We start from the raw sequence: 26,755 nt of genomic DNA on the forward strand, positions 1-26,755 counted from the left end.
TCGATGATCCTGTCAGGCGACGCCGGCGGCCGTGAGGGCGGCGGCGACGCGCGAGGGCAGGGGGCGCCCGAGGCGGGCCGTCATCCACTGCGTCGTGCGCACCAGCTGCTCCAGGTCGATGCCGGTGTCGATGCCGAGGCCGTGCAGCAGCCAGACGAGGTCCTCCGTCGCCAGGTTGCCGGTGGCGCCCTTCGCGTAGGGGCACCGGCCGAGCCCTCCCGTCGACGCGTCGAACTCGACGATGCCGGCCCGCAGGCCGGCCTGCACGTTGCCGAGCGCCTGGCCGTAGGTGTCGTGCAGGTGCAGGGCGAGGGCGTCGCGCGCCACGCCGGCGTCGGCCGTGAGCCCGACCACCCGCTCGACGTGCGCGGGCGTGGCCGTGCCGATCGTGTCGCCGAGGGCGACCGTCGCTGCCCCGGCGCCCGCGAGCTCGGCGGCGATGCCCGCGACGCGCTCGTGGGGCACGGGGCCTTCCCACGGGTCGCCGAACGACATCGAGACGTACCCGCGCACGCGCACGCCGGCGTCGGCCGCGGCGGCCGCCACCGACGCGGCGGTGTCGATCGCGCCGCGCACGGTGTTGTTGAGGTTGGCGCGCGCGAAGCTCTCGGTCGCGCTCACCACGACGGCGACCTCGGTCACCCCCGCCGCGAGCGCACGGTCGAGCCCGCGCAGGTTCGGCACGAGCGACACCAGCCTCCGGCCGGGTGCGTCGCCGACCGCGGCGACCACCTCTTCGGCGTCGGCGAGCTGGGGGATCCAGCGCGGGGGCACGAAGCTCGTGACCTCGAGCGCCGGGACGCCGGCGGCCAGCAGCCGGCGGCAGAACTCGGCCTTGACCGGCGCGGGGAGGATCTCCGGCTCGGCCTGCAGCCCGTCGCGGGGGCCGACCTCGTAGACGCGCACCCGGGCGGGCAGCGAGGGGTCGCGCACGGGCTGGGGTGCCGGGTGCCAGCTCGCAGGCTGAGCCGACGCGGTCTCGGGGAGGTCGGTCATCGGCCCGACCTCAGCTCCTCCAGCACGGCCTGCGCGTGCTCGATCCGGATGCGCCCGTCGGCGACGATGCGCTGCGCGACCTGGCCGATCTCCTCGGCGGTCGCTCCGGCCGACGCCGCGATCGTGCGGGCATGCAGGGTCATGTGACCGCGCTGGATGCCCTCGGCCGACAGGGCGCGCAGCGCGGCGAGGTTCTGCGCCAGGCCGACGGATGCGACCACGGCGGCGAGCTCGGCCGCGGTCTGCACGCCGAGCAGGCGCACCGCGGCCTGGGCGGTGGGGTGGGCGCGCGTCGCGCCGCCCACGAGTCCCACGGCCAGCGGCAGCTCGAGCGTGCCGACGAGGTTCCCGTCGGCGCCGACCTCGTACCGCGAGAGCGCCGAGTAGCGTCCCTCGCGCACGGCGTGCGAGTGGGCGCCCGACTCGACCGCGCGGGTGTCGTTGCCGGTCGCGAGCACGACGGCCGTGATGCCGTTCATGATGCCCTTGTTGTGGGTCGCGGCCCGGTAGGGGTCGGCCGTCGCGAAGGCGGACGCGTGGACGATGTCCCGCACGACCTCCTCGCCGCCCAGCATCTCCCTGTCGAACACGGCGCGAGCCCGGATCAGGCGCAGGTCGGCCTTGTTGCTGAGGATGCGCAGCAGGGCGCGGCCGCCGGAGATCTCCGAGACGCGCGGGGCGAGGGCCTCCGCCATCGTGTTGACGGCGTTGGCGCCCATCGCGTCGCGCACGTCGACGTGCAGGTGGGTCACGACGTGCGCGCCCGTGCCGGTCGGCAGCACGCGCACCGACACGTCGATCGCGCCGCCGCCGAGGCTCACGAGCAGCGGGTCCTGCGCGTTCGCGAGCTCGAGCAGCTCGTCGCGGGCCTCGAGGATGCGGGCTCGCGCGCCGTCGGGGTCGACCGCGTCGACCACCTGGATCTGCGCGATCATCACGGTTCCCGTGGTCGACGTGCGGAAGCCGCCGTGGCCGCGCGCCATGCGTGCGGCGTTCGACGCCGCCGCCACGACGCTCGGCTCCTCGGTGGCCATCGGCACGAGGTAGTCGCGGCCGTCGACCGTGAAGTTCGTCGCGACGCCGACCGGGATCCCGATCACGCCCACGACGTTCTCGACCAGGTGGTCGGCCTGCGCCACGGTGAGGCCCGCCTCGGGGTCCAGCGGCGAGAGAACGTCGCCGTCCACCCCCGCGCTCTCCGCCACGAGGCGGCGCCGCTCCGCGGGCTCCCGGTCGCGCAATCCGGACAGACGACTGTTGACCGCCACTGATCCTCCTCGAGCAGTTCGTGGGTGGCCGCACGCGATCGTCACGTGAGCCCTCCCGTCACCCTAGGAAGCCGGCTCCGGTCGCCGATATGTGCGATCGACCCATGACGGGAGCTCGCCTATGGGGAGATCACCCGTGCGAGTCGGCGGCCGGCCGCGAGAGGCCCTCGCGCAGCTCGTCGAGCCTGACCGCGAGGCCGAGTCGGAACAGCCGCTCGTCGTCGCGCCAGTCGGATCCGAGCACGACGTCGAGCCGCTCGAGCCGCTGCAGGATGGTGTTCGCGTGGAAGCGCAGCGCCCGCGCGGTGCGCGTCGGGCTCGCGCCGCTCCGCACGAAGGCCCGCAGGGTGCCGAGCAGGTCGGTGCCGCGCTCGGCGTCGTAGCGCCGCACCGGCCCGATGAGGTCGTCGAGGAAGCCGTCGACGCCGTCGCGGTCGGCGTCGAGCACGGCCGAGTAGGGCAGGTACTCGCGCGCCGTCGCGACCCGGTCGTGGGCCCCGAGGGCGGCGAGCAGGCGCGCCGTGCGCATCGCCTCGACGAACGCCGCGCCGAGGCCCGCCGCGCGACGGTCGGCGCTCACGGCGAGCACCGCGCCTCCCGTCGCCTGCGCCAGCCGCTCGCGCAGCGGCGCCGGATCGACACCGCTTCCGGACGTCAGCGCGATGACGTACCCGCGGTACTCCCCCGCCAGCGCGTCGTCGCCCAGACCGCCCGCCAGGGCGCGTGCCGCGGCGGCCCGCTGCTCCCCGTCCACCGCGAACAGCAGCAGGGTCTCGAGGCCGTCGACCGCGATGCCCATGCGGCGCGCGCGCCGTGCGACGTCGGCGCGCCGTTCGGGCACGTCGTCCAGCAGGTCGACGACCAGCTCGGTCCGCATCCGCCGCTCGGTGTCGGCCACCGCCTCCTGCTGCAGGGCGAGGAGGGCGCCGACCTGCGCCGCCCTCTCCACGGTGCGCAGGTCGACCGCGCCGAGCTCCCGCCCCGGGCCGAGCACGATGGCGCCGAAGTGCCGGGGGCCGGCGGTGAGCGCCGCGACCCCCGCGACGCCCGGATCGGCGCCGACGGTCACGCAGCGCGCCGACCGGCGGCTGCGCTCGATGGCCTCCCGCACCGCATCCCCGGGCTCCGACATCGACGCCGAGAGCGGCAGCCCAGCGGCCGCGACCAGCAGGTTCCGCTCGTCGAGGATCGCGACGGCCCGCTCGAGCGCGGTGGCCAGCGTCTCGACGACGGGCGCGTAGCCGCCCCCGGCGAGCACCGCCTGCACGAGCTCGCGGTGGACGACGCTGGCGCGGTCGCGGTCGGCGAGGTGGTCGCGGAGCGTCGCGAGCGCGGCGCGCGTCTCGTCCTCCGACGACTGGAGCGTGCGGAGCATCCCCGCCGTCTGCAGCACGACCGAGGCATGGTCGGCGAGCGCCGACAGCAGCGCGACCTCGTCGGGCGTGAAGTCGTGGTCGTCGCGATAGGCGATGAAGAGCACGCCGAGCACGTCGTCGTCGCTGAGCATGGGCACTCCCAGCAGCGACACGATCCCCTCGGCGGCCACGGCGTCGTCGATGCCGCGCTCGTGTCGGTCGGAGCGGTACTCGTCGTAGCGCGTCGCCCACTGCGGCGTGCGGGTCTCGACGACGACGCTCGCGAGCCCGCGTCCGGGCGGGACCCGCAGCGACTTGAACAGCGCGCTGACCGAGCCGGCGGTGGTGCGCACCCGCAGCTCGCTGTTGGCGCTGTCGAACTCCGACAGGTACGTGAGGTCGCCGCCGAGCATCTCGTGCGCGCGCTGCACCAGTCGCTCGAGCACCGCGCTCGCGTCGCGGATCTCCGCCAGCTCGCGCGCGCTCGAGTACAGCTCGGCGAGCTCCCGCTCCCGGCGCCGAAGGCGGGCGGCATCCGCCCGCAGCCGGAAGACGTGGTCGGCGAGCGCCTCGGCGCCCGCGCCGGAGACGCCCAGCTCGCCGAGCGCCGCCATCACGTCGCCGACTCCCGGCTCTGCGTCCGCGGCGACGGCGTCCAGCACCACGGTCACCGCACGGCGGGCGTCCTCGCTCATGGTTCCTGTCTCCCTCGACGTCAGTGTCCAGGATGGGGCATGTGGCGCACGCTCATCAAACCGCCACGATCATGTGGCGCGGACACATCACCTCTCGCTCCGGCGCCGAACTAGCGTGGCCGGGGCGCCGTTCGCGCCGACGCCGCGCGCCCTCCCCCGGGCGCCGCCCCACCGACACGAAGGAGTGTTGCCCATGGCATCCGCCATCGACATCGACCGCAGCGGCCTGGACTCCCGCGATCAGCGGCGCCGAGCCGTGATCGGCAGCAGCGTCGGCACCGTCATCGAGTGGTACGACTTCACCCTCTACGGCCTCGCGAGCGCGCTGGTCTTCGCCCCGCTGTTCTTCGGCGACTCGGGCATCGCGGGCATGCTCGGCTCGTTCGCGACGTTCGCCGTCGGGTTCGCGGCCCGACCGGTCGGCGGCCTCGTGTTCGCGCACTTCGGCGACAGGATGGGCCGCAAGAGCACGCTGCTGGTCACCCTCCTCATGATGGGCACGGCGACGACGGTGATCGGCGTGCTGCCCACCGCCGAGGCCATCGGCCTGTGGGCGCCCGCGCTGCTGGTCGTGCTGCGCCTGTTCCAGGGCGCGGGGGCGGGCGCCGAGTTCGCCGGCGCCATGACCATGGCGAGCGAGTCGGCGGGCACCCGCGGCCGCGCGTTCACCGCCGGCTTCCCCGGAGCGGCCGTCTACGTCGGCATGGCGATCGCGACGGGCGCGTTCGCCATCCTGCGCGCCTCGATGTCCGACGAGGCGTTCATCGCGTTCGGCTGGCGGATCCCGTTCATCGCCAGCGTCGTGATCGTGCTGTTCGCGCTCTACTTCCGCCTGCGCGTGAAGGAGACCGCGGCGTTCGAGGCCGCGGAGAGCGCCGGCACCGTCGCGCGCGCCCCGCTGGCGCAGGCCGTCCGCACCCACTGGCGGGTGCTGCTGCCCGGCATGGCCCTGTTCGTGTTCGCGCTGCCGTGGGTGTACATCGTGCAGACGTTCGCCATCAACTACACGACCCAGACGCTCACGGTCGACCCGACCCACGCGCTCATCGGGCTGATCGCCGCCGAGCTGCTCACCATCCCGGCCACGCTGTTCTCGGGCCGCATCGCCGACCGGATCGGGCGCAAGCCCGTCCTGATCTTCGCCGCGGTGTTCGGCATCGCGTTCGCCTTCCCGATGTTCCTGCTGTTCCTCACCGAGTCGTCGCTGCTCGTCGGGCTCGGCCTCGTGCTGGGGCTCGCGGTCGTGCAGGGAGCGACGATCGGCGTCTCGGCGGCGACGCTGGCGGAGGTGTTCACGACGTCCACGCGCTGGACCGGCATCGCGATCTGCCGCGAGATCCCGGCGGCGCTCGTGGGCGGCACCGCGCCGTTCATCGCGACGTGGCTGGTGCAGGCGGGCGGCGGCACGCCGTGGCTGGTGGCCGGCTACCTCGTCGTGCTCAGCGTGATCGGCCTGATCGGCATCGCGTTCCTGCCCGAGACGCTGCGCGACGAGGCCGAGGCGCCCGCCGCTGCCGTTCCCGCGGCGAGCGCGTAGCGGCAGACCGTGTCCCACTTTCGGCCCCGAAGCACGAGGCTCAAGGGCCGAAAGTGGGACACGAGTGGGGATGACCTTGACGACCGACGAGGACCTGCTTATGGTCGCGGCAGAGGGGCCCCTCTGCCCCACGCCGACCGTATCGGCTTCCCACGAGGAGATCGTATGACCGTCTTCCGCACCGTCCTCGAGGCGACCGGTGGCAACAACGTCGGCATCGTCGTCCCGGAGGAGGTCGTCCTCGGCTTCGACCGCGGCAAGCGCGTCCCCGTCATCGTCACGATCGACGGCGACTACACGTACAAGACCACGATCGGCGTCATGGGCGGGCGCTACCTGGTGTCGTTCAACGCCGAGACGCGCAAGAGCACCGGCCGCGGCGCCGGCGACGAGATCGAGGTCGAGCTGGTCGCCGACCCCGACCGCTGACCGGCCGGCGCCTCCGCGGTCAGACGCGGTCGAGGTCGAGCCGCCGGCCGAGCACCGGCACGGCGTCGAGCAGTTCGCGGGTGTAGGGGTCGGCGGGGGCCTCCAGCAGCGCGTCCGTCTCGCCTGCCTCGACCACGCGGCCGTGGCGCATCACGACGATCTCGTCGCTGATGTATCGGACGACCGCGAGGTTGTGCGAGATGAACAGCATCGACAGTCCGAGCCGCTGCTGCAGGTCGCGCAGCAGGTTGAGCACGGTCGACTGCACCGACACGTCGAGCGCGCTCGTCACCTCGTCGGCGATGAGGATCTCCGGGTCGCCCGCCAGCGCGCGGGCGATGGTGATGCGCTGACGCTGCCCGCCCGAGAACGACCGCGGCAGCTCGCCCGCCCTGCCCGGTTCGAGGCCGACCTGCAGCAGGAGCTCTGCGACGCGGTCGGCCCGCTCCGCCCGCGAGAACGCCCTGCCCGTGGCGATGAGCCCCTCGGCGATCGACTCCCCGATCGGCATGCGCGGGTCGAGCGCCGAGAACGGGTCCTGGAACACCAGCTGGATGCGCCGCCGCGCGGTCGTCGCCTCGCGGCTGCGCCCGAGCGCGCTGACGCCGTGCACGCGGATGTCGCCCGCGTGCACGGGCGCGAGCCCGACCGCGGCGTTGGCGATCGTGGACTTGCCCGATCCGGACTCGCCGACGAGGCCGACGGTGCGTCCCGCCGGCACGTCGATCGACACCCCGGAGACGACCTCGCGGTGGCGGTACCTGACCCGCAGGTCGTGGATCTCCAGCGCGTTCATCGTGTCGCCTCCGCGGGGTGCTGATCGGCCAGCGCGTCCGGCGCCCCGGCATCGTCCTGGCGGCGGTCGCCGGTCGCCGGCGCCCCCTCGTCCAGCAGGTCCTCCGAGATCACCGGCAGCGGCTGCGTCCGGTCGGACCGCATGTTCGGCAGACAGGCGATGAGCCCCTGGGTGTAGGGGTGGGTCGCCTGCTCCTTGATGTGCTCGGCGTCCAGCTCCTCGACGATGCGGCCGTCCTTCATGACGACCACGCGGTCGCAGAAGCCGGAGACCAGGGCGATGTCGTGCGAGATGAACACGATGCCCGCGCCGGTGGCCCGCTGCGCGCGCTGCAGCACGGCCAGCACCTGCCGCTGGACGGTGACGTCGAGCGCCGTGGTCGGCTCGTCGGCGATGATCAGGCGCGGCCTGCCGGTGAGCGCCATGCCGATCATGGCGCGCTGGCGCATGCCGCCCGAGAACTGGTGCGGGTAGTCGCGCAGCCGGTCGGCGGGGTCCGGGATGCGGACCGCCTCGAGGCCCTCGACCGCCGCCTTGCGCGCCTCGACCCTGCTCATGCCCAGGTGCTCCTGCGGCACCTCCGTGAGCTGCCGGCCGATGGTCAGCGCCGGGTTCAGCGAGGTGAGCGGGTCCTGGAAGATCACGCCGATCTCGACGCCGAGCCGCTTGCGGGCGGCGGCTGTCAGGGGCGCGTCCAGGTCGATGTCCTCGAAGCGCCGGGTGTCGGCCTCGACGATCGCCGGCGAGTCCAGCAGGCCGGCCAGGGCCATGGCGGTCAACGACTTGCCCGACCCCGACTCGCCGACGATGCCGACCACCTCGCCCGGCTCGACGCGCAGGTCGACGCCGTGGACCCGCTCGACGACGCCCCCCTCGCCGTCGGGGAACGAGACGTGCAGCCCGCGCACCTCGGCGAGAGGAGCCTCGGCCCCGGCCCGGTGATCCGCCGACGAGGGCGCGGCGGCGGCGCGGCGAGCGAGCACGGCCGTCCGGCTCGCCTTCGCGACGGCGCGCAGCCCCTCCCCGGGGCGGTCGCCGATCGTCTCGGCGATCATCGTGAACACGAGCGCAGCGAACACGACGAAGATGCCGGGGCCGATGGCCGCCATCGGGTTCGTGTAGAGGTGCCCGAGGCCCTCGTCGAGCAGCCGGCCCCAGTCGTACTCGGGGGCCTGCACGCCGAGCCCGAGGAAGGACAGGCCCGCGAACGCGAGCAGCGTGGTGCTCGCCGCGGCGGCGGCCTGCACGAGCAGCGGGTTCGCGATGTTCGGCAGCACGTGCTTGACCATGATCCCGAACGGCCCCACGCCGACCACCCGCGCAGCGCGCACGTAGTCCTGCTCCGTCACGGAGGACGCCATGTTGTAGACCAGACGCGTGACGTTCGGGATGCCCGCCAGGCCGATCGCGAGCATCGCGCCGACGGCGGTCGCGCCCCAGATCACGGTGAAGAACAGCACCAGCAGCAGCCACGGGAACGCCAGCAGCATGTCCATGACCCAGATCAGCGCCCGTCGCGGACGCTTGGGCAGGATGGCGGCGGTGAGCCCGATGACGAGCCCGCCGCCGATGAGCATCGCGGTGGCGCCCGCCGTGAGCAGCAGGGACGTGCGCGCCGCCACCATCACGCGGGCGAAGATGTCGCGGCCGATGTCGTCGGTGCCGAACAGGTGCTCGGCACCGGCGGTCGCCCACCGCTCCGGGATGTTGCGGACGGTCGCGGCCTCGGTCCAGATGCCGGGGCCGATGACCGCGATGGTGAGCAGCACCGCGACGCCGACGATGGCGGTGATGCCGGTGATGCTGATCCAGCGCGAGCGGCGGCGGCGCGTGGGGGGCGCGGCGACGAGGGGGGCGTCGAGCCTGCGGGGGGCGGCGGTCGTCATGTCCGGTCACTCACCCTTCTGCGATCGTGGTGCGGGGGTCGATGGTGATGAGGATCAGATCGACCACGAGGTTCACGGCGAGCACCATGCCGGCGTAGACCAGCACCATGCCCTGGATCATCGGATAGTCCTTGGTGCCGACGGCTGAGACGAGGGTGTTGCCCGCCCCGGGGATCGCGAAGACGGTCTCGATGATGACGGTCCCGGCGACGAGCCCGGACAGCAGCAGGCCGCCGACGGTGAGGGTGGCCGTGACGATGTTCGGCAGCGCGTGCCGCAGCAGGATGATGCGCTGCGGCAGGCGCTTGGCGCGGGCCGTGGCGATGTAGGTGGAGTCGAGCACCTTGATCATCTCGACCTGCACGATCCGCGCCAGGTACGCCATGGGCCCGAGCGCGAGGCCGAGAACCGGCAGCACGACGTTGCGGGCCTCTCCCCATCCCGCGGGCGGGAAGATCCCCAGCCACATGCTGAACGCGGCGATGAGCCCGACCGACAGCACGAAGTCGGGGATAGCGATGAGGACGCCGAGGAAGCCGGAGATGCCGCCGTTCGCGGCGCGTCCCCGGCCGGTGCGCGCGATGAGCGCCGCGCCCATGCCGATGGGCAGGGCCCCGACGACGGCGACGACGAAGCCGAGGGCGGCCAGGAGCAGGGTGTTCGGGAACCGCGAGGCGATCGTGGAGCTGACCGACTGCCCGGTCTGGATGGAGGTGCGCAGGTCTCCCTGCAGCAGCGAGCCGAGATAGTCGAGCAGCTGCTGCGGCACCGGCTTGTCGAGCCCGAGCTCGGCGCGCGTCGCCTCCACCAGCGCCGCGGGCGCGGTGGGCCCCAGCGCCGCGCGGACGGGGTCGCCGGGCACGAGGTGCACGACGAAGAACGCCGCGAGCACGACGATGAGCAGGCTGACGACGAGTCGGCCCAGACGCCGGATGGCGAAGTCGGCCCGGGGCGAGAGCCGCCCCCGCAGCTCGCGCAGCTGCAGGAGCGGCCCCGTCGTGGGCCCCTTCGGTCGAGTGGTTGTCGTGGTCATCGGCAGAGGGTCACTCGGTCATCCGGATCGTGACGGGCTGGACGTAGTCGGTGATCTCGAAGGTCGCCTTCGACATGTAGGTCGGGCGGATGGTGCCGGTGAGGAGGAACGTGTGGAAGTTCTCCACGACGACCTTCTCCGCCTGCTTCCAGTAGTCGCACGCCTCGTCGGGGTCGGACGCGGAGGTCGCCTGGGCGGCGAGCTCGTTGTACTCCGGGTCGTCCGTGCCCATGAAGTTCAGGCCGCCGTCCTCCGGGGAGGCGCCGCCGTAGAACAGGTTCTGGGTCACCGGGCTGCCGACGCCGATCTGGATCCAGCCGGTGTCGTAGTCGAACGTCTCGTACAGGTACTCCGACCAGGCGGCGCCGTCCATCGCGATGAGGTTCGTCGTGATGCCCAGCTCCTCCCAGTCCTGCGCGACCAGCTCGGCGGCCGATGCGTGCGACGTCGACGCGGCGTCGTAGATGAAGTTGATCTCGAGCGGCTCGCCGTCCTTCTCGCGCGCCCCGTCGGCGCCGGCGGTCCAGCCCGCCTCGTCGAGCAGCTCCGCCGCGCGCTCCGGGTCGGCCTCGGGCCGCTCCCAGACGGGCTCCTCGCTGAAGCACGTGAACGGTGCGTCCGTGATCCACGAGGTCAGCTCGACGGGACGTCCGCCCGAGACGACCTCCGCCACGTCGTCGTGTCCGTAGCCGAGGATGAGCGCCTCGCGGACCAGCGGGTCGTGGGTGGGGCGGTCCTCGCGCTCGTTGAAGAGCATCTGGCCGATCGGGTTGATCGTGCCGGCGAACTCGTAGCCGGAGGCGTCGAGGCGGTCCTGGTCGGGGCCCTCGACCGCGGCCGCGTTCAGCTCGCCCGAGAGCAGCAGGTTCGCACGGGTCGATGCGTCGGTGACGACGCTGACCTCGAGCCCGTCCGGGATGCCCTCGCTGTCGGACGTGAGGCCTCCCGGGCCCCACGTGTAGTCGTCGCGGGTCTCGAACACGTAGCGGTCGGCCTGCACGCCGGTGAGCGCGTAGAGGCCGGTGCCGTTGGACGCCTGCTCCAGGCTCGACGGGTCCTCCAGGCCCGCCGGGGCGACCATCCAGATGTCTCCGATGATGGTCGCGAGGAACGGATCGGTCGCCTCCGCGGTGACCTCGAGCGTGGTGCCGCTGCCGCTGGCCTGCAGCCCGGCGGGCAGCACGTCCGAGAGGACCGAGACGTTGTCGGGGTCGGTGTGGTAGTTGATGCTCGCCGCGGCGGCCTCCGCGTCGAACGGCGTGCCGTCCTGGAACGTGACGTCGTCGCGCAGCTCGAACGTCACCGAGGTGCCGTCGTCGCCGACCTCCCACGACTCGGCGAGCCAGGGGGTCTCCTCGCCCGTCTCGTCGGTGTAGATGAGCGACTCGTACGAGTAGGTGATGACCTGGATCTCCTGCGGCTGGTTCGCGCTCATCGGGATGACGCTGCCGACCTCGGGGAACACCGCGTGACGGAAGGTGCCGCCCGTGACGAGCCCGGCCTCGTTGCCGGATCCGTCCGAGCCGTCGCCGTCCGACGAGCCGCCGCTGCACGCGGTGAGCACGAGGGCGCCCATGACGCCCAGGGCCGTCGCCGTCACCGCCTTCCTGCGAGTGATCATGATGTCTCTCTTTCGGGTTGGTGATGCAGTGATGGAGCCCGGCCGATGCTCGCGAGAGGACCGGCCGCCTTGACCGACACGCGCAGCGCCGGCTTGGTCGTGTAGGACACGGGGGTCTCCTGCACGTCGACGACGTCGACGTGCAGCGGATCCGCCCCCGCCTGGATCGCCTTGTCGATGGCCGCCGCGGAGGCGGCCTCGATCGCCGCACCCCGGTCGGCGAGGTCCGCCAGCTGGTCGGCGCGTCCGCCCGCCAGCGCGATGGCGGCGCCGACGGCGTTCGCGACGCCGGCCTGCCCGGGGCGGTGCACGGCGCTCACGCCGGGCAGGTCGTCCGGCACGAGGAACCCGCCGCCGCCGACCACGACGAGCGGCAGCCCGCCGCGCCCGAGCGACATCCGCTCCACCGCGGCCTCGATGCGCTCGTGCGCCACGTCGAGCGCGGCGAGCAGCCCGCGCCGGGTGGCGGGGTCGAGCGGGGGCAGCGAGCGTCCGGGGATCTCGAGCTCGCCCGCCGCGACCGCCGCGTCCGTCAGCGTCGCCGTCGACCCGCCGAACAGCAGGGCCTCGGTGCCGAGCCGGTACCCGACGGAGTCGGCGATCGGCTCGCCCGCGACCGGGTCGACGATCGTGCCGCCGCCGATGCCGATGCTCAGCACGTCCGGCATGCGGAAGTTGGTGCGGACGCCGCCGATCTCGCGCGGCATGGTCGACTCGCGGGGGAAGCCGTCGACCAGCACGCCGAGGTCGCTGGTGGTGCCGCCCACGTCGACGACGATGGCGCCCTCGAGGCCCGACAGCGCCGCGGCTCCCCGGATCGAGTTCGCGGGCCCAGAGCCGATCGTCAGCACCGGGTAGCGGGCGGCGTACTCGACCGCCATGAGCGTGCCGTCGTTCTGGGCGAAGTACGTCTCGGCGTCGAGGCCCTCCTCGTCGACCGCCGTCAGCAGGGCGCGCGTGACGTCGCGGGCGACGCCGTGCAGCGAGGCGTTCAGCACCGTCGCGTTCTCGCGCTCCAGCAGGCCGAGCTCGCCGATGTCGTGGCTCAGCGAGACGGGCACGTCGACGCCGAGGTGGGCGTGGACGATCGCCTCCGCCTCCAGCTCCTGCTCGGGGAAGGAGGGGCTGAAGATGCTCGAGATCGCCACGGCCTCGATGCCGTCGAGGCCGTCGAGGTGCCGGCGGATCGCGTCGGGGTCGAGGCGGGCGATCGGATACCCGTCCACGAGGTGGCCGCCGGCGAGGATCGCCGATCCGGCCAGCGCCGCCTCGCGCAGGGTCTGCGGCCAGCCCACCAGGGGCGGGTACGCGGTCGACGCGGGGGCGCCGAACCGCAGCACCGCGACGCGCGACAGGTCCCGGCGGCGCACGATCGCGTTGGTGGCGTGGGTCGTGCCGAGCATGATGCGCGACACCCGGTGGCGGTCGTCGCCGAGCTCGGCGAGCACCGCGACGAGGCTCGCGCGGATGCCGCCCGTCACGTCGGCCGTCGTCGGCTGCTTCGTCCAGGCGATCACCCGGCGGTCGGCGTCGAGCACGACGGCGTCGGTGTTGGTGCCGCCCACGTCGATGCCGACGGACAGGTCGCGGACGCCGGTCATCGGACCGTCTCCTTCACGGCGCCGAACGGCGCGTAGTCGATCTCGTAGCCGAACGCGCGGGGGCCGGTCAGCTCGAGGCCGCGCGGCGTGCGCCACAGGGGGTCGCACGCCCACGCGAGCACGGACACGCGCTGGCCGAACCGCAGCAGCTCGGTGGATATCGCCTCGCCCGTCTCGCTGTCGACGATGGTGATCAGGTCGGGCACGCTGACCAGCACCTGGCCGTCCTCGAGCACCACGAGGTTCTCGTTCTGGATCTCCACCCGCACCAGCCGGTCGCGGTCGGGGCCGACGCCGGCGATCGTCGCCGAGCCGCGGGTGAAGCCGCCCTCGTTGCGGCGCTCGACGTCGATGACCTTGCCGCTCACGAGCACGTCGCCGTCGAGCTCGTCGGCGAGGTCCTCTACGGGCGACGCGGAGCCGAGCAGCCGGCGTCCGACGGCGATCGCGCGGCTGACGGACCCCTCGATGACGGCGCCCGGCACGTCGCCCGCGGCGATGAAGCTGGCGCCGAGCGCGATCGCGCCGCTGGCGACGACGTTGGCGCGCACGTGCCGCTCGAGCCAGGCGCTGTCGACGGTGCGGAGCACGGAGACGTTGCCGACGACGTCGCTCATCACGATGGGACCGCGCGGCACGCCGGCGACGTTGGTGGACGTCATGGTGGCCTCGGGGAAGGCCCGGCCCATCGTGTCGGCGTCGAGCAGGGCGATGCCGAGCCGCGCCGCCCAGGCGGCGGGGCCGACGCCGTTGCTGCCGCCGATCTCGGTGGCCATCACCGCCGTCACCGGCCGCCCGGCGAGCTCCTCGATCTCGTCGCGCAGCGTCAGGGGCTGGTGGTCGGCGGGCAGCATCTCGATGCCGGCGAAGGGGGCGCCGACACCCGACATGGAGATCACGAGGTCGTCCTCGCCGAGGTCGGCGACCGTCAGCAGCGGCACCGGCCCGTGCTCGTCGAGCGCGTGCCGGGTCGCGAGCCGGACGGTGTGCACGGCCCCGCCGCCGCCCGTGCCGAAGATCGCGGCGCCGGCGGCGAGGGCCGGCACGTCGTCGGGCGTGACCGCGGCCGCCGTCCGTCGCGCGGCCGACGGGGCGGAGGGTGGTGCTTCGTGAGGCATGCCTTGAGATTAGAGAGGCACCCGAAGGGCCTCAATGTTCCACCAACACACTGTCTCTGTGCATACTGTGCTGGTGCCCCAATCCGATCTGCGCGAGCTTCTCGACGCCGCCAAGCACCTCGGCCTGACCCTGCGCGCGGGCCCGTACGTCGGCCCCGCCGTGCAGCGCGTCGTCATCTCGCCGATCGACGCGCTCTCGGCCGCGCCCGGCAGCCTCGTGCTCGCGACGACGCGGGAGGGCAACGCCCCCTCGCCGTACCAGGTGGACGTCGCGATCCGGCAGGCGATCGCCCGCGGCTTCAGCGGCCTGGTGTTCATCGGAGAGCTGGTCCTGGCCGAGACCGCGCGGGCCCTGGCCGAGCGGGCGGGCATGCGCGTGCTGACCTGCACCACCGGATCTCCGCCCGACATCGCGATGGGCATCGACCGGATCGTCCGCGGCGACGCGGTCGGAGCGCTCGCCCGTGCCGAGTACGCGATCGACCGCGCGGGGGCCGTCGCCGAGCAGGGGCACGACGCCGAGCGGATCCTCGCCGAGGCGTCGGAGGCGCTCGGCCTGACGCTGTCGATCGAGCCGGGAGCGGGAACGCGATGGACCGACCCGGATGCGGTGTGCGTCGGCGAGACCCCGGTGGGACGGCTGCGTGCGGAGGGCACGGACGCCGCCGTCGCCCTCGCCGTGCCGGTGATCGCCTCGCTCGTGTCGCGCGCCATGCAGCGCGACCTGAGCGAGCGGTTCGCGCCGACCCAGTCCCGCGCCGACCTGATCGTCGAGCTGATCCTCGCCGACTCGTCGCGGGTCGACGCCTTCGCCGCCGACGCCGCGCGGCTCGGCCTGCCGCTGCAGCTCTCGCACGCGGTCGGCTGGCTGCGGGTGACGCACCGGGACGACCCGGCACAGCGTCCGCCGCGCACGATGTCGGCGGCGCTCGAGCTGTTCGCCCTGCAGCTCGTCGAGCCGCGCAGCGAGCTGTGGCACTTCGCGTCGATGCACGACGACCTCGTCGTCGTGTCCTCCGAGCCGCTCGGGGCCGGCGACCACCAGCGCCGCCTGCGCGAGGTCGGCGGCCAGCTCATCCATCACGTGTCGGAGCTCGGCGGCCAGGAGTGGGTGTGCACGCTAGGGCTCGGCACCCCGCAGCTCGGCGCATCGGGCTTGCGGCAGTCCGCCGCCGAGGCGCGCATCACGGTGGAGACCGCGATCGCGGGCGGGCGCAGCGGATCGATCGCCGCCACGGACGTGACCGGCCTGCGCCGCGTGCTCCTCGACTTCTACGCCTCGCCGCTCAGCCGCAAGCTGCTCGACGACGTGCTCGCGCCGCTCGACGCGCTCGGGCCCGAGCGGGCGGACGTCGCCGTGCGCACGCTGCAGGCCTACCTCGCGAACCGCAACTCGCTGGCACGGGCCGCCGAGGTGCTGAACCTGCATCCCAACGCCGTCAACTACCGCGTGCGCCGCGCCGAGCAGGCGCTGCAGCTCGACCTGTCCGACCCCGACCACCGCTTCGCCGTCGAGCTGGCCTGCCGCGTCCGCCTGCTCTCCACCCGCCGCTGAGTGCCATCCGGCACTCGCGGGCGGCCTGTGAGTGCCATATGGCACTCACGCCCGGTCTGTGAGTGCCGAATGGAACTCGCGGGCGTCGAGGGCGGCGCCTCGCCTCAGCGCAGCACGGAGCTCAGCAGCAGGCTCGTCTCGCTGTTGACGACGCCGTCGATCGAGCGGATCCGGCCGAGCACGCGGTCGAAGTCGCCGAGGGAGGCCGCGCGCAGCTCGGCGACCAGGTCCCAGCCGCCGTTGGTCGAGTGCAGCGCCGTGATCTCCGTCAGCCCGCGCAGGCGCCGGATCACGGTGTCGGTGTCGCGCCCCTCGACCTCGATGAGCGAGATCGCCCGGATCTCCAGCGGATCCACCTCGTCGCGCACGCGCACGGTGAAGCCCACGATGACCCCGGACGACACGAGGCGGTCGATCCGGCTGGTGACCGTGGCGCGCGTCACCTGCAGCTCGCGGGCGAGCACCGCGACCGGCGCGCGGCCGTCGGCGCGCAGCGCCGAGAGCAGCGCGCGATCCAGTTCGTCGAGCTTGATTCTGTCCATGTGCTCACAATCATAGAGCTAAGTGCTCAGTCAGACGACACAACATGGGCATGAGGATGATTGTCTGCGCATATCGCCCACTCATAACGTGAGAGGAATGACGGCTTTCGTTGGTGTGAAGAACATGGTGCGCTGGCTGGCGCGGAGCGGACCGGAGCGCGTGATCGCGGGCCTGGTCGACTACGTCGCGGACGACTTCGCCCGGTGGGAGCAGTTCGACAAGACCCCGCGCATCGCTAACCACACGCCGTTCGGCGTGATCGAGCTGATGCCGACCAGCGACCGCGAGACCTACGGGTTCAAGTACGTCAACGGGCATCCGTCGAACCCGGCGCGCGGCTACCAGACGGTCACCGCCTTCGGGGTGCTCGCCGACGTGCACAACGGCTACCCGACGTTCGTCGCCGAGATGACCGTGCTGACGGCGCTGCGCACCGCCGCCACCTCCGCGCTCGCGGCGCGCACCCTCGCCCGTCCCGACTCGACGCGCATGGCGCTGATCGGCGCGGGCAGCCAGTCGGAGTTCCAGGCGCTCGCGATGCGCGGCGCCCTCGGCATCGAGGAGCTCTCCGTCTACGACATCGACCCCGATGCCATCGCCAAGTTCGTCCGCAACCTCACGCCGCTCGGCTTCCGGATCACGGTGGCCGGCGATGCCGCGGAGGCGTGCGAGGGCGCTGACGTCGTCACCACCTGCACGGCGGACAAGGCGCTCGCGACGGTCCTGCGCGATGCGGATGTCGCGCCGGGCATGCACCTGAACGCGATCGGCGGCGACTGCCCCGGCAAGACCGAGCTCGAGCCGACCATCCTCGACCGCTCGAGCGTGTTCGTCGAGTACACGCCGCAGACGCGCATCGAGGGCGAGATCCAGGCCCGCGACCCCGAGTTCCCCGTCACCGAGCTGTGGGAGGTGCTGACCGGACGCGCCGCGGGACGCACGTCGACCGAGCAGATCACGCTGTTCGACTCGGTCGGCTTCGCGATCGAGGACGTCTCCGCGCTGCGCTATGTTCGCGATGCGGTCGCCGGGACGCCGTTCGTCGAGGACATCGACCTCGTCGCCGAGCCGGAGGACCCGAAGGACCTGTTCGGCATGTGCGACTCGCTCGTGCCGGTCGGATGACCGCGCAGGCGGCCGGCACGCGGATTCCGAGACGAAAGGGCACCACATGGCATCGCAGGTCTTCACCGACGCGAAGGTCTTCACCGGACGGGGCGAGGACGACTTCGTCACCGCCTTCCGCGTGACCGACGGCGTCGTCGACTGGCTGGGCGACGCGTCCGAGGTGGACACCGCCGACGCGCACCGCCTCGGCGGGCGGACGGTCGTGCCGGGCCTGCTCGACATGCACGTGCACCCGGCCCTCATGACGACAACGATCGACGCGGTCGACTGCCTGCCCCCGGCCGTCACGTCGCTGCCGCAGCTGATCGAGGCCCTGCGCACCCATGCCGCGGTCGGTGCGGGGCCGGACGCCTGGATCGTCGGGAACGGCTACGACGAGACGAAGTACCCCGAGGGACGCGCCCCGACCGCCCGCGACCTCGACGAGGTGTCGACGACGCAGCCGGTGATCGTGTGGCGCTGCGACCGGCACTCGGCCGCGTGCAACTCGCGCGCGCTCGAGATCGCCGGGCTCACCGCCGACACGCCCGACCCCGCCGGCGGCCGCTTCGAGCGCGACGCCGACGGGCGCCCGGACGGCGTGCTCACGGAGATCTCCGCCACGCAGGCCGTCGCCTCGCACATCCCCGACGCCGCGCCGGAGGAGCGCGTCGCGCAGCTGCGCCAGGTCGGCGAGCGTCTGCTCTCCCGCGGCATCGTCGGGGTGTGCGATCTGCTGGCCACCCGCATCCCCGAGCCGCTGGACGCCTACCGTGCGGCCGAGGACGGCGCGCCGATGCCGCGCGCATCGCTGTTCTACGGCTGGGACCCGGCCGACCCGCCCGCCGACCTCACCGACGACGACCGCACCGGGCGATCGCGCGCGGCCGGGCTGAAGGTGATCATGGACGGCGCGTACTCCAACCGCACCGCCTGGGTGTGCCACCCCTACCCCGGCTCGGACGACGACCACGGGCTGCGCACGCTGAGCGACGAGGACGCCCTGTCCGCGGGCGCGTGGGCGCGACGCAACGGCGTGCAGCTCGCGGTGCACGCCATGGGCGACCGTGCGATCCGCCAGGTGATCGAGCTGTTCGCGGACCAGGAGCCGTGGCTCCACGGCACGCCCTCGATCCGCATCGAGCACGCCACGCTGCTGTCCGCCGAGACCATCGAGCGCCTCCGCACGGCGCGGATGGCCTTCGGCATCGCGACGCACACGGTCTTCCTGTACGCCGAGTACGACGGCTACGAGCGCAACCTGCGGCCCGAGCTGCGCGACCAGGCCTACCCGATCCGCTCGCTGTACGAGGAGCTCCCGGCGCTCGCGCTGTCGTCCGACTGCCCGGCCACGGCCTGGGGAGAGGCCGACAACGTGTTCGTGTCGGTCGAGGCGGCCGTGCGCCGCCGCGCCTACAACGGGGCGGACATCGGGCAGGGCGCGGCGGTGTCCGTCGCGCAGGCGATGCTGCTCTACACCGACCGCGCCGCCGCCCTCACCGACGTCGGCCGGCTGGGACGCATCGACGTGGGGTGCGAGGGCAGCTTCGCGGTGCTCGACCAGGACGTGTTCACGGTGCCCTCCGAGCGGATCGGCGAGACCGGGGTGCTCGAGACCTGGATCGCCGGCGAGCGCGTCTGGACGCGCCGAGCACCAGCCTCACCATGACTATTGCGGTACGCACGTACTGCGCGTATGGTCAGAACCATGTTGCAGCAGTGGGTGTCGGTGCGCACCGGCATCTCGTTGCGTGAGCGGCCTGCTCCCGGAGAGGGCCTCGGGGTGCGCGCGCTCCTGCTCGGGGACGTCGCACGAGGCGGCGGGTACGCGCCAGGTGCGACCGTCCGCATCGGAGCCGATCTCGTCTCGCCGCAGCACGTCGTCCGCGACGGCGATGTAGTCTTCCGCTCACGCGGGCCGTACTGGAACGCCTGGTGCGCCGATGCCCTGAGCGAGCCCCTGGTCGCCGTCGCCCCGCTGTTCGTGCTGCGCACAGCCACCGAGGTCGATCCCAGCTATCTGTGCTGGTGGATCAACGGGCCGGTGGCACAGCGCTACTTCGCCGCGGAGGCGATGGGCACGGGTGTCCAGATGATCACCAAGAACGTGCTGCTGGCGCTGCCGTTCGATCCCCCTCCGCTCGCGACGCAACGCGCGACCGCCGCCGCGGGATCCCTCGCCCTCCGCGAACGTGCGCTCACCGACCGTCTTGCGACGCTGCGGCACGACCTCGTCACGGCTCATCTCGTGCAGCACGCGCGCGCCACCGACCCCCTCACCGACAGGAACACCGACGCATGACCGCCGACACCGTCACCCAGCAGCGCATCAACCAGGCCGCGTGGGCCGCGTGCGACACGTTCCGGGGAGTCATCGACGCCACGCAGTACAAGGACTACATCCTCGTGATGCTGTTCCTGAAGTACATCTCCGACATCTGGAACGACCACCGCGATCAGTACGAGCAGCAGTTCCACGGCGACGAGCGCAAGATCACGACGCGCTTGCAGCGAGAACGCTTCCCCCTGCCGGCAGGCGCCAGCTTCTACGACCTGTACCGTCAGCGCAAGGCCGACAACATCGGTGAGCTCATCAATGTCGCGCTGGAGGCCATCGAGGAGGCGAACAAAGCCAAGCTCGACGGCGTCTTCCGCAACATCGACTTCAACTCGGAGGCGAACCTGGGTCAGACGCGAGAGCGCAACCGGCGGCTCACGCACCTGCTCGAGGACTTCCACAAGGCCGACCTAGACCTCCGCCCGTCGCGCGTCGGCGACGACATCATCGGCGAGGCCTACATCTACCTGATCTCGCGATTCGCCTCGGACGCAGGGAAGAAAGCCGGCGAGTTCTATACGCCCGGCTCGGTATCGACCCTGCTCGCCAAGCTTGCAGCCCCCCGCCCCGGCGACACGATCTTCGACCCGACGTGCGGTTCGGGCTCGCTCCTGGTCCAGGCCGCGGCCGAGGTCGGCTCGAACAACTACCGGCTGTTCGGGCAGGAGGTCAACGGCGCCACCTGGGCGCTCGCCCGCATGAACATGTTCATGCACGCGAACGACGCGGCGACGATCGAGTGGGGCAACACGCTCACGGCGCCGACGCTGCTCGAGAACGACCGGCTGCGGCAGTACGACGTCGTCGTCGCCAACCCGCCCTTCTCGCTCGACAAGTGGGGCGCCGAGTTGGCCGAGACCGATCCGTTCCGGCGGTTCTGGCGGGGCGTGCCCCCGAAGAGCAAGGGCGACTACGCCTTCATCACGCACATGGTCGAGGTCGCCAAGCGCGAGACGGGGCGCGTCGCGGTGATCGTGCCGCACGGGGTGCTGTTCCGCGGAGGGGCGGAGGGGCGCATCCGCAAGGCGCTCATCGACGAGAACCTACTCGACGCGGTGGTCGGGCTGCCCGCGAACCTGTTCACCACCACCGGCATCCCGGTCGTGATCCTCGTCTTCGACCGCTCTCGCGAGGAGGGCGGCGCGAACGCGGAACGCGACGACGTGCTGTTCATCGACGCGAGCCGCGAGTTCACGCCCGCCAAGTCGCAGAACCTGCTGGACGATGCGCACATCGCGAAGATCGTGGAGACGTACCGCGAACGCGCCGAGGTCGAGCGCTACGCGCATCGCGCGACGCCCGAGGAGATCGCGGGCAACGACTACAACCTCAACATCCCACGCTACGTCGACACGTTCGAGCCCGAGCCCGAGGTCGACATCGCCGCGGTGCAGCGCGAGATCGACGCCGTCGAGGCGGAGCTCGCCGAGGTGCGCACCCGCATGGCCGGCTACCTGAAGGAGCTGGGGATCGATGGCTGAACCGGGCGGGGCAACCGTCAAGGACTCCTTGACAGTTCGCATCGGGGCGGCAACTATCCGGAGATTCCGGACAGTTCAGCCCGTGCACGGCCATTACGCCGTCGGCACCGACGTCCCGGGAAAGGGCGCCGAGTGAACGGATCACGATGGCCCACCGCGCGGCTTGGAGATATTGCGGCTGTGCAAAGCGGGATCCAGATCGGGCGCGTCCCCAGGCCGGGCGCCAAGGAGGTCCCTTACCTTCGGGTAGCGAACGTGAAAGACGGATACGTCGATTCCACTGACGTCCGTTCCGTCCTCGCTGACGATGTCGAGGCTTCTCGGTACGGCCTGCGGCCCGGTGATGTGTTGTTCACGGAGGGCGGGGACTTCGACAAGCTCGGGCGCGGTTGCGTCTGGGACGGGTCGATCGACCCGTGCCTGCATCAGAACCACGTCTTCGCCGTGCGGCCGGACCCGCGTGTCCTGCTGCCCGAGTTCTTGGCTGCTCTCGCCGCGTCGCCGCATGGGCGCCGGTATTTCGTCGGGGCGTCAAAGCAGAGCACCAATCTCGCAAGCATCAACTCGTCACAGTTGAAGAAGTTCCCCGTCCCCCTCCCGCCCCTGACGGAGCAGCGGAGGATCGCCGAGATCCTGCGCGCCTGGGACGACGCAATCGAACGCGTGCGGCTGCTCCTCTCGCGCACGCAGAAGCGCTATGACGCGGCGGCGGAACGGCTGGCCGGATCGGCGAACGGCGCCCATGCACGACTCGGCGACGTGACGCGCGAACTCACGGAACGCAATGCCGGGAGACTCGACCGCACGGCGGTCAGAGGCGTCTCGAACACCTCCGGCATCTCCATGATGCGGGGACAGGCGGTCTCGATCGACGTTTCGCGTTACCTGGTGCTCCCCCCACGGGCTTTCGCCTACAACCCGATGCGCATCAACATCGGCTCGATCGCCATGTCGCGGCTCGACGCCGAGGTGCTGGTCAGCCCCGACTACGTGTTGTTCGCCTGCGAGGAGACGCGGCTGATCCCCGCTTACCTGGATCACGTCCTGAAGACGCGCCGCTGGCGCCACGATGTCAACGCCGGCGCGTCGGGAAGCGTCCGGACGCGCACCTACTACGCCGAGCTCGCGGCGATCCGCGTCCATCTACCCGACCTCGAACGTCAGCGCGCCATCGCGACCGCGCTGGATGCCGTTCGCGAAGAGCTCACCTTGCTCGGCCGTGAGCTCGAGCTGCTGCGCACGCAGAAGCGCGGGCTGATGCAGAAGCTGCTCAGCGGCGATGTCCGCGTGCCGCTCGACGAGGAGCCGAGCGGTGACTGACCCGCACGGCCTCGGGTTCTCCGACTACGTCGTCTACGTCGATGAGAGCGGCGACCACAGCCTCGTCTCCATCGACGCCGGATTCCCCGTCTTCGCTCTGACGTTCTGCGTGTTTCGGAAGGCTGACTACGCGCAGCAGGTGATCCCCGCGATGGAGACGTTCAAGTTCGATTTCTGGGGCCACGACGCCGTGATCATGCACGAGGCCGATATCCGCAAGAGTTCCGGCCCGTTCAACATCCTGCTCAATGCGGAGACGCGGGAGGCATTCTTCGAGCGGCTGAATCCTCTGCTCTCCGGTGCGCGGTTCGACATCATCGCAGCAGTCATCGACAAGCGGCGGCACGTGGCCAGGTACTCAGCACCAATGAGCCCCTATGAAATCGCGCTGCTGTTCTGCATGGAGCGGCTTCTCTCCTTCCTCATCGAGCGCGATCAGCAGGGACGTCGCGTGCACGTGATCTTCGAGAGTCGCGGCAAGAGCGAAGACCGAGAGCTTGAGGCGGAGTTCTCGCGGATCTGCAACAACGAGGTCCGCTGGGGCTACCGAGCGATGGACTTCTCTCAGATCCGTTTCGAGTCGATCTTCACGAAGAAGGACGCGAACTCCACAGGACTCCAGCTCGCCGACCTCACGGCCCGCCCCATCGCACTGCGCACCGTCAGGCCCGGCCAGGGCAATCGCGCCTACGACCTGATCCGGCCGAAGATCCGATACCAGAAGGTGTTCCCCTGATGTCGGCGGGGCAAAGCAAAAGGACCCGAGGCGTTCCTCAGGTCCCGTTGCCGACCGGGCATTCCCAATCCGATTCCAGTGTACGTCGGGCCGGCGACACCGGACAAGACGAGGGCGGTGCGCCATGACCGAGGCCACGTTCGACCCGAGCGAGAAGTGGCAGTCTCAAGTGCCCGCCGTGCAGATGCTCGCCGCGCTGGGTTTCCGGCCGCTCTCACCTGCGGATGCGCTCGCGATGCGGGGCGGGCGGCGTCGCACGCCGATCCTCGAGGACGTGCTCGCCGAGCGCATCGTCGCCCTGAACCGGGTGCGCCGGCGCGGTCAGGAGTACCCGCTCGATCTCGCTGACGCGCAGGAGGCGATCCGCCGCCTCCTGCCGCAGCCTGCCCTGCGCACCGGCGCGGCGACGCTGAACCGCGCCGTCTACGACGACCTCGTGCGCGGCCGCGCCATCCCGAAGACCATCGATGGCACCTCGATCAGCCCACAGGTGCGCTACATCGACTGGACGGATCCGGCGAACAACACGTACCACGTCACGGTCGAGTACGAGGTCGAGCGCACAGGCAGCACACACGCGAACCGCCTCGACGTGGTCGCGTTCGTCAACGGCATCCCCTTCGTCACGATCGAGTGCAAGCGTCCCTCCGATCCGATCGCGAACGCCGACCACCAGCTGCTGCGCTACCAGCGGCAGGAAGAGATCCCCGCCTACTTCTCGTTCGCGCAGCTGCTCATCGCCACCAATCGCCGCGAGGCGCACTACGCCACCGCCGGCACACCGAAGAGGTTCTGGACACCGTGGCGGGAAGCGCGTGACGCCGAAGGCGCAGTGGCCGAGGCCGTACGGCGCCCGCTCGCACCCGGCACCCTCGCAGACCTCTTCGGCGGCCCCGCGGAGCAGCTCGAATCCCTCGAGAAGCGCGTGCCGAGCGAACAGGATCGCCTACTGCACGCGCTGTGCCGGCCCGAGCGGCTGCTCGAGCTCGTGCGCACGTTCACGGTGTTCGACAGCGGGGTGCGCAAGGTCGCGCGCCATCAGCAGTACTTCGCCGTCAAGGAGACGATCGACCGCGTCACCTCGTGCGCGGCCGGGCGGACCCGGCCCGGCGGTGTCGTCTGGCACACGCAGGGATCGGGCAAGTCGCTCACGATGGTCATGCTCGGCAAGGCGCTCACCTTCGACCCGCGCATCGACGAGCCGCGCCTTGTGCTCGTGACCGACCGGGACGACCTCGACGTGCAGATCCGCGACACCTTCCGCGCCTGCGAGCTGGAGCCCGTGCGCGCCCGCACCGGCAAGCATCTCGCGGAGCTGATCGCGACGCGCGCTCCGCTCATCACGACGATCGTGAACAAGTTCGAGAACGCCGCCGCGCACCTGGAGGGGACGACGCCCGACGACGACCCGAACGTGTTCGTGCTCGTCGACGAGAGTCACCGCAGCCACTCCGCGAAGTCAGGCGAGTACGGCGCCTTCGCCCGCAGGATGCACCGTGCTCTGCCCGCGGCGAGCTTCATCGGCTTCACCGGCACTCCGCTGCTCAAGCGCGAGAAGAACACGATGCGCACCTTCGGTCCGCTCATCCACCGCTACACGATGAAGGACGCCAACGACGACAAAGCCGTCGTCCCACTGCTGTACGAGGGACGTCACATCGAGAAGCAGCTCGCGTCGGACGCCGTCGACGCGTGGTTCGACCGCATCAGCGCGGGGCTCACGACCGAGCAGCGCGCCGACCTGAAGCGCAAGTTCTCCCGCGCCGACCGCATCGCGGGCGCCGGCCAGGTGATCCGTGCCAAGGCATTCGACATCTCCGAGCACTATCGGCAGCACTGGCAGGGCACCGGTCTCAAGGCCCAGCTCGTCGCGCCCGACAAGGCATCGGCGATCCGGTTCCATCACGTACTGCAGGAAATCGGTCATGTCACGAGCGAGGTCGTCATCTCCGCGCCCGGCGATGACGAGACCATCGAAGCGGCGGACCAGGAGTCGCGGGAGCTGGTGCGACGGTTCTGGAACGACACGATGCGGCAGCACGGCACTGAAGGCGCATACCTCCGAGACGTCATCGACGCGTTCAAGACGCCCGGTGGTCCGGAGATCCTGATCGTCGTCTCCAAGCTGCTCACGGGCTTCGACGTGCCCCGTAACACCGTGCTCTACCTGTGCCGTACGCTGCGCGAGCACACATTGCTGCAGGCGATCGCCCGTGTCAACCGCCTCTACGAGCCGCCTCACGACACCGACCCGGCGAAGGACTTCGGGATCATCGTCGACTACGAGGGGCTGCTGCAGGAGCTCGACCAGGCGCTGACCGCCTACAGCGCGCTCGACGGCTTCGACGAGGGCGACCTGCTCGGCGCGGTGGTGAGCGTGCGCGACGAGATCGCGCGCCTGCCCGCCCGCTGGGACGCCGTCTGGGCGGTGTTCAACGGCGTCGCGAGGAACGATCAAGAGGCGATGGAGCAGCACCTCGAGCCGATCGATGTGCGCGAGGAGTTCTACGAGCGGCTGACCGCGTTCACCCGCACCCTGCACATCGCACTGTCGAGCGCCACGGTCGAGGACGCCGTGCCGGCGGACCGGCTGGACCGCTACAAGGCAGACTGGGCCGCCTTCATCCAGCTGCGCCGATCCGTGCAGTTCCGCTACAACGAGCGCGTCGACCTTCGCGACTACGAGCCGAAGGTGCAGCACCTCCTCGACGACCACGTGCTGGCGCTGCCCGCACGCGTCGTGATCGACGCCCTCGACCTCACCGACCCCGCTGCCGTGCACGACGCCGCCGTCGAACAGGGCGGGACCCCCGCCGCGCGCGCCGACCGGATCGCCAGCGCCGCACGCCGGCGCATCTCGGAGCGGATCGACGAGGACCCGGCCCTGTACCGGCGGTTCAGCGAGCTCATCGAGGAGACCATCGAGGCGCACCGCGCCCACCGGATCTCGGAGGTGGACTACCTCGCCCGGATGCGTGCCCACGCCGACGACGTCGCGCACGCGCGACGTCACGACGATCTCCCGTCCCAGGTATCGCACGACGAGCCGTCCGCCGCCGTGTTCGCGGAGATCGTCGGACGTTTCCCGGTCTCCGGCGCGTCACCGCGCGTCGACATGAGCTTTGTGGCCGACGTCGCCGTCGAGCTCGTCTGTCTCGCGCGCGACCGGCACATCGTCGGATTCTGGGAGAACGTGGAGGCCCAGCACGACCTCGCCAACGCCATCGACGACTACCTGTGGAATGAAGTCGAGGATCGGCACAGCGTCGCGCTCTCCCCGGAGGACGAGGACGCGATCCGCGGCGCCGTGCTGAGAATCGCGAAGGCGAGATTCCCGTGA

20 protein-coding genes are annotated in these 26,755 nt (G+C 71.5%); 10 read left to right on the forward strand and 10 right to left on the reverse strand.

From position 1 onward, the window contains the following. Window positions 1-12 precede the first annotated feature (12 nt). From K5S26_RS17130 to K5S26_RS17140, 3 genes are all read right to left on the reverse strand, one after another. On the reverse strand, window positions 13-996 hold the full coding sequence (locus K5S26_RS17130; RefSeq protein ID WP_221860465.1) for a hydroxymethylglutaryl-CoA lyase: 984 nt from the start codon (window positions 994-996) through the stop codon (window positions 13-15). Continuing rightward, window positions 993-2,264, reverse strand: coding sequence for a hydroxymethylglutaryl-CoA reductase, degradative (locus K5S26_RS17135; RefSeq protein ID WP_221860467.1), 1,272 nt, complete (start codon window positions 2,262-2,264; stop codon window positions 993-995). The genes K5S26_RS17130 and K5S26_RS17135 overlap by 4 nt, the downstream gene beginning before the upstream one ends. Before the next feature lie 130 nt (window positions 2,265-2,394). After that, the gene (locus K5S26_RS17140; RefSeq protein ID WP_221860469.1) at window positions 2,395-4,314 is read right to left on the reverse strand and encodes a helix-turn-helix domain-containing protein; all 1,920 of its coding nucleotides are present in this window, start codon (window positions 4,312-4,314) and stop codon (window positions 2,395-2,397) included. Window positions 4,315-4,507: 193 nt separating this feature from the next. Here K5S26_RS17140 and K5S26_RS17145 point away from each other — a divergent pair, with 193 nt between their 5' ends. Together K5S26_RS17145 and K5S26_RS17150 are read left to right on the forward strand one after the other, a co-directional pair. Further along, the gene (locus K5S26_RS17145) at window positions 4,508-5,851 is read left to right on the forward strand and encodes an MFS transporter (protein WP_221860471.1); all 1,344 of its coding nucleotides are present in this window, start codon (window positions 4,508-4,510) and stop codon (window positions 5,849-5,851) included. A 165-nt stretch (window positions 5,852-6,016) separates the two neighbouring features. Beyond that, window positions 6,017-6,280, forward strand: coding sequence for a DUF1905 domain-containing protein (locus tag K5S26_RS17150; RefSeq protein WP_221860472.1), 264 nt, complete (start codon window positions 6,017-6,019; stop codon window positions 6,278-6,280). A 19-nt stretch (window positions 6,281-6,299) separates the two neighbouring features. Here K5S26_RS17150 and K5S26_RS17155 read toward each other — a convergent pair whose 3' ends face one another. Genes K5S26_RS17155 through K5S26_RS17180 form a run of 6 tightly spaced genes read right to left on the reverse strand, consistent with a single transcriptional unit; the run spans window position 6,300 to window position 14,335 of the window. Then, window positions 6,300-7,076: an ABC transporter ATP-binding protein gene (locus tag K5S26_RS17155; RefSeq protein WP_221860474.1), complete on the reverse strand. Its 777-nt coding sequence runs from the start codon at window positions 7,074-7,076 to the stop codon at window positions 6,300-6,302. After that, window positions 7,073-8,962, reverse strand: a complete 1,890-nt coding sequence (locus K5S26_RS17160) for a dipeptide/oligopeptide/nickel ABC transporter permease/ATP-binding protein (RefSeq protein WP_221860476.1) — start codon at window positions 8,960-8,962, stop codon at window positions 7,073-7,075. Before K5S26_RS17160 ends, K5S26_RS17155 begins: the two co-directional genes overlap by 4 nt. 10 nt (window positions 8,963-8,972) lie before the next feature. Next, window positions 8,973-9,995 (reverse strand): ABC transporter permease, encoded by a 1,023-nt coding sequence (locus K5S26_RS17165; RefSeq protein WP_221860478.1) that lies wholly within the window; start codon window positions 9,993-9,995, stop codon window positions 8,973-8,975. Window positions 9,996-10,005: 10 nt separating this feature from the next. Further along, window positions 10,006-11,616, reverse strand: a complete 1,611-nt coding sequence (locus K5S26_RS17170; protein ID WP_221860480.1) for an ABC transporter substrate-binding protein — start codon at window positions 11,614-11,616, stop codon at window positions 10,006-10,008. Then, window positions 11,613-13,217 (reverse strand): hydantoinase/oxoprolinase N-terminal domain-containing protein, encoded by a 1,605-nt coding sequence (locus K5S26_RS17175; protein WP_246604198.1) that lies wholly within the window; start codon window positions 13,215-13,217, stop codon window positions 11,613-11,615. Before K5S26_RS17175 ends, K5S26_RS17170 begins: the two co-directional genes overlap by 4 nt. After that, the gene (locus tag K5S26_RS17180) at window positions 13,214-14,335 is read right to left on the reverse strand and encodes an S-methyl thiohydantoin desulfurase family protein (RefSeq protein ID WP_221860482.1); all 1,122 of its coding nucleotides are present in this window, start codon (window positions 14,333-14,335) and stop codon (window positions 13,214-13,216) included. The genes K5S26_RS17175 and K5S26_RS17180 overlap by 4 nt, the downstream gene beginning before the upstream one ends. A 73-nt stretch (window positions 14,336-14,408) precedes the next feature. Here K5S26_RS17180 and K5S26_RS19265 point away from each other — a divergent pair, with 73 nt between their 5' ends. Further along, window positions 14,409-15,890 carry a PucR family transcriptional regulator gene (locus tag K5S26_RS19265; RefSeq protein WP_221860483.1) on the forward strand — a complete coding sequence of 494 codons (1,482 nt, stop codon included), beginning with the start codon at window positions 14,409-14,411 and terminating at the stop codon, window positions 15,888-15,890. Between the two features lie 104 nt (window positions 15,891-15,994). On the opposite strand, the gene K5S26_RS17190 is transcribed toward K5S26_RS19265, so the two are convergent. Further along, the gene (locus K5S26_RS17190) at window positions 15,995-16,432 is read right to left on the reverse strand and encodes an Lrp/AsnC family transcriptional regulator (protein ID WP_221860485.1); all 438 of its coding nucleotides are present in this window, start codon (window positions 16,430-16,432) and stop codon (window positions 15,995-15,997) included. A 97-nt stretch (window positions 16,433-16,529) separates the two neighbouring features. Here K5S26_RS17190 and ocd point away from each other — a divergent pair, with 97 nt between their 5' ends. The 7 genes from ocd to K5S26_RS17225 all read left to right on the forward strand — a co-directional run bounded on the left by ocd (window position 16,530) and on the right by K5S26_RS17225 (window position 26,755). Beyond that, window positions 16,530-17,558: an ornithine cyclodeaminase gene (gene ocd / locus K5S26_RS17195; protein WP_221860487.1), complete on the forward strand. Its 1,029-nt coding sequence runs from the start codon at window positions 16,530-16,532 to the stop codon at window positions 17,556-17,558. 46 nt (window positions 17,559-17,604) lie between these two features. Further along, on the forward strand, window positions 17,605-19,209 hold the full coding sequence (locus K5S26_RS17200; protein WP_221860489.1) for an amidohydrolase: 1,605 nt from the start codon (window positions 17,605-17,607) through the stop codon (window positions 19,207-19,209). A 39-nt stretch (window positions 19,210-19,248) separates the two neighbouring features. Further along, window positions 19,249-19,842 (forward strand): restriction endonuclease subunit S domain-containing protein, encoded by a 594-nt coding sequence (locus K5S26_RS17205; RefSeq protein ID WP_221860491.1) that lies wholly within the window; start codon window positions 19,249-19,251, stop codon window positions 19,840-19,842. Further along, the gene (locus tag K5S26_RS17210; protein WP_221860493.1) at window positions 19,839-21,359 is read left to right on the forward strand and encodes a type I restriction-modification system subunit M; all 1,521 of its coding nucleotides are present in this window, start codon (window positions 19,839-19,841) and stop codon (window positions 21,357-21,359) included. The genes K5S26_RS17205 and K5S26_RS17210 overlap by 4 nt, the downstream gene beginning before the upstream one ends. Before the next feature lie 255 nt (window positions 21,360-21,614). Further along, window positions 21,615-22,679 (forward strand): restriction endonuclease subunit S, encoded by a 1,065-nt coding sequence (locus K5S26_RS17215; protein ID WP_221860494.1) that lies wholly within the window; start codon window positions 21,615-21,617, stop codon window positions 22,677-22,679. Then, window positions 22,672-23,415 (forward strand): DUF3800 domain-containing protein, encoded by a 744-nt coding sequence (locus K5S26_RS17220; RefSeq protein ID WP_308123050.1) that lies wholly within the window; start codon window positions 22,672-22,674, stop codon window positions 23,413-23,415. The genes K5S26_RS17215 and K5S26_RS17220 overlap by 8 nt, the downstream gene beginning before the upstream one ends. A gap of 124 nt (window positions 23,416-23,539) precedes the next feature. After that, window positions 23,540-26,755 carry a type I restriction endonuclease subunit R gene (locus K5S26_RS17225; RefSeq protein WP_221860498.1) on the forward strand — a complete coding sequence of 1,072 codons (3,216 nt, stop codon included), beginning with the start codon at window positions 23,540-23,542 and terminating at the stop codon, window positions 26,753-26,755.

This window comes from Microbacterium marinilacus, from assembly GCF_019753765.1.
GTDB classification, from domain to species: domain Bacteria; phylum Actinomycetota; class Actinomycetes; order Actinomycetales; family Microbacteriaceae; genus Microbacterium; species Microbacterium marinilacus.

What these genes read in the sequence shown, in the direction of transcription:
- K5S26_RS17130 (WP_221860465.1), bottom strand. Translation starts at nt 996, where the DNA reads ATGACCGACCTCCCCGAGACCGCGTCGGCTCAGCCTGCGAGCTGGCAC.
- K5S26_RS17140 (WP_221860469.1), bottom strand. Translation starts at nt 4,314, where the DNA reads ATGAGCGAGGACGCCCGCCGTGCGGTGACCGTGGTGCTGGACGCCGTC.
- K5S26_RS17145 (WP_221860471.1), top strand. Translation starts at nt 4,508, where the DNA reads ATGGCATCCGCCATCGACATCGACCGCAGCGGCCTGGACTCCCGCGAT.
- K5S26_RS17150 (WP_221860472.1), top strand. Translation starts at nt 6,017, where the DNA reads ATGACCGTCTTCCGCACCGTCCTCGAGGCGACCGGTGGCAACAACGTC.
- K5S26_RS17155 (WP_221860474.1), bottom strand. Translation starts at nt 7,076, where the DNA reads ATGAACGCGCTGGAGATCCACGACCTGCGGGTCAGGTACCGCCACCGC.
- K5S26_RS17160 (WP_221860476.1), bottom strand. Translation starts at nt 8,962, where the DNA reads ATGACGACCGCCGCCCCCCGCAGGCTCGACGCCCCCCTCGTCGCCGCG.
- K5S26_RS17165 (WP_221860478.1), bottom strand. Translation starts at nt 9,995, where the DNA reads ATGACCACGACAACCACTCGACCGAAGGGGCCCACGACGGGGCCGCTC.
- K5S26_RS17170 (WP_221860480.1), bottom strand. Translation starts at nt 11,616, where the DNA reads ATGATCACTCGCAGGAAGGCGGTGACGGCGACGGCCCTGGGCGTCATG.
- K5S26_RS17175 (WP_246604198.1), bottom strand. Translation starts at nt 13,217, where the DNA reads ATGACCGGCGTCCGCGACCTGTCCGTCGGCATCGACGTGGGCGGCACC.
- K5S26_RS17180 (WP_221860482.1), bottom strand. Translation starts at nt 14,335, where the DNA reads ATGCCTCACGAAGCACCACCCTCCGCCCCGTCGGCCGCGCGACGGACG.
- K5S26_RS17190 (WP_221860485.1), bottom strand. Translation starts at nt 16,432, where the DNA reads ATGGACAGAATCAAGCTCGACGAACTGGATCGCGCGCTGCTCTCGGCG.
- ocd (WP_221860487.1), top strand. Translation starts at nt 16,530, where the DNA reads ATGACGGCTTTCGTTGGTGTGAAGAACATGGTGCGCTGGCTGGCGCGG.
- K5S26_RS17200 (WP_221860489.1), top strand. Translation starts at nt 17,605, where the DNA reads ATGGCATCGCAGGTCTTCACCGACGCGAAGGTCTTCACCGGACGGGGC.
- K5S26_RS17205 (WP_221860491.1), top strand. Translation starts at nt 19,249, where the DNA reads ATGTTGCAGCAGTGGGTGTCGGTGCGCACCGGCATCTCGTTGCGTGAG.
- K5S26_RS17210 (WP_221860493.1), top strand. Translation starts at nt 19,839, where the DNA reads ATGACCGCCGACACCGTCACCCAGCAGCGCATCAACCAGGCCGCGTGG.
- K5S26_RS17225 (WP_221860498.1), top strand. Translation starts at nt 23,540, where the DNA reads ATGACCGAGGCCACGTTCGACCCGAGCGAGAAGTGGCAGTCTCAAGTG.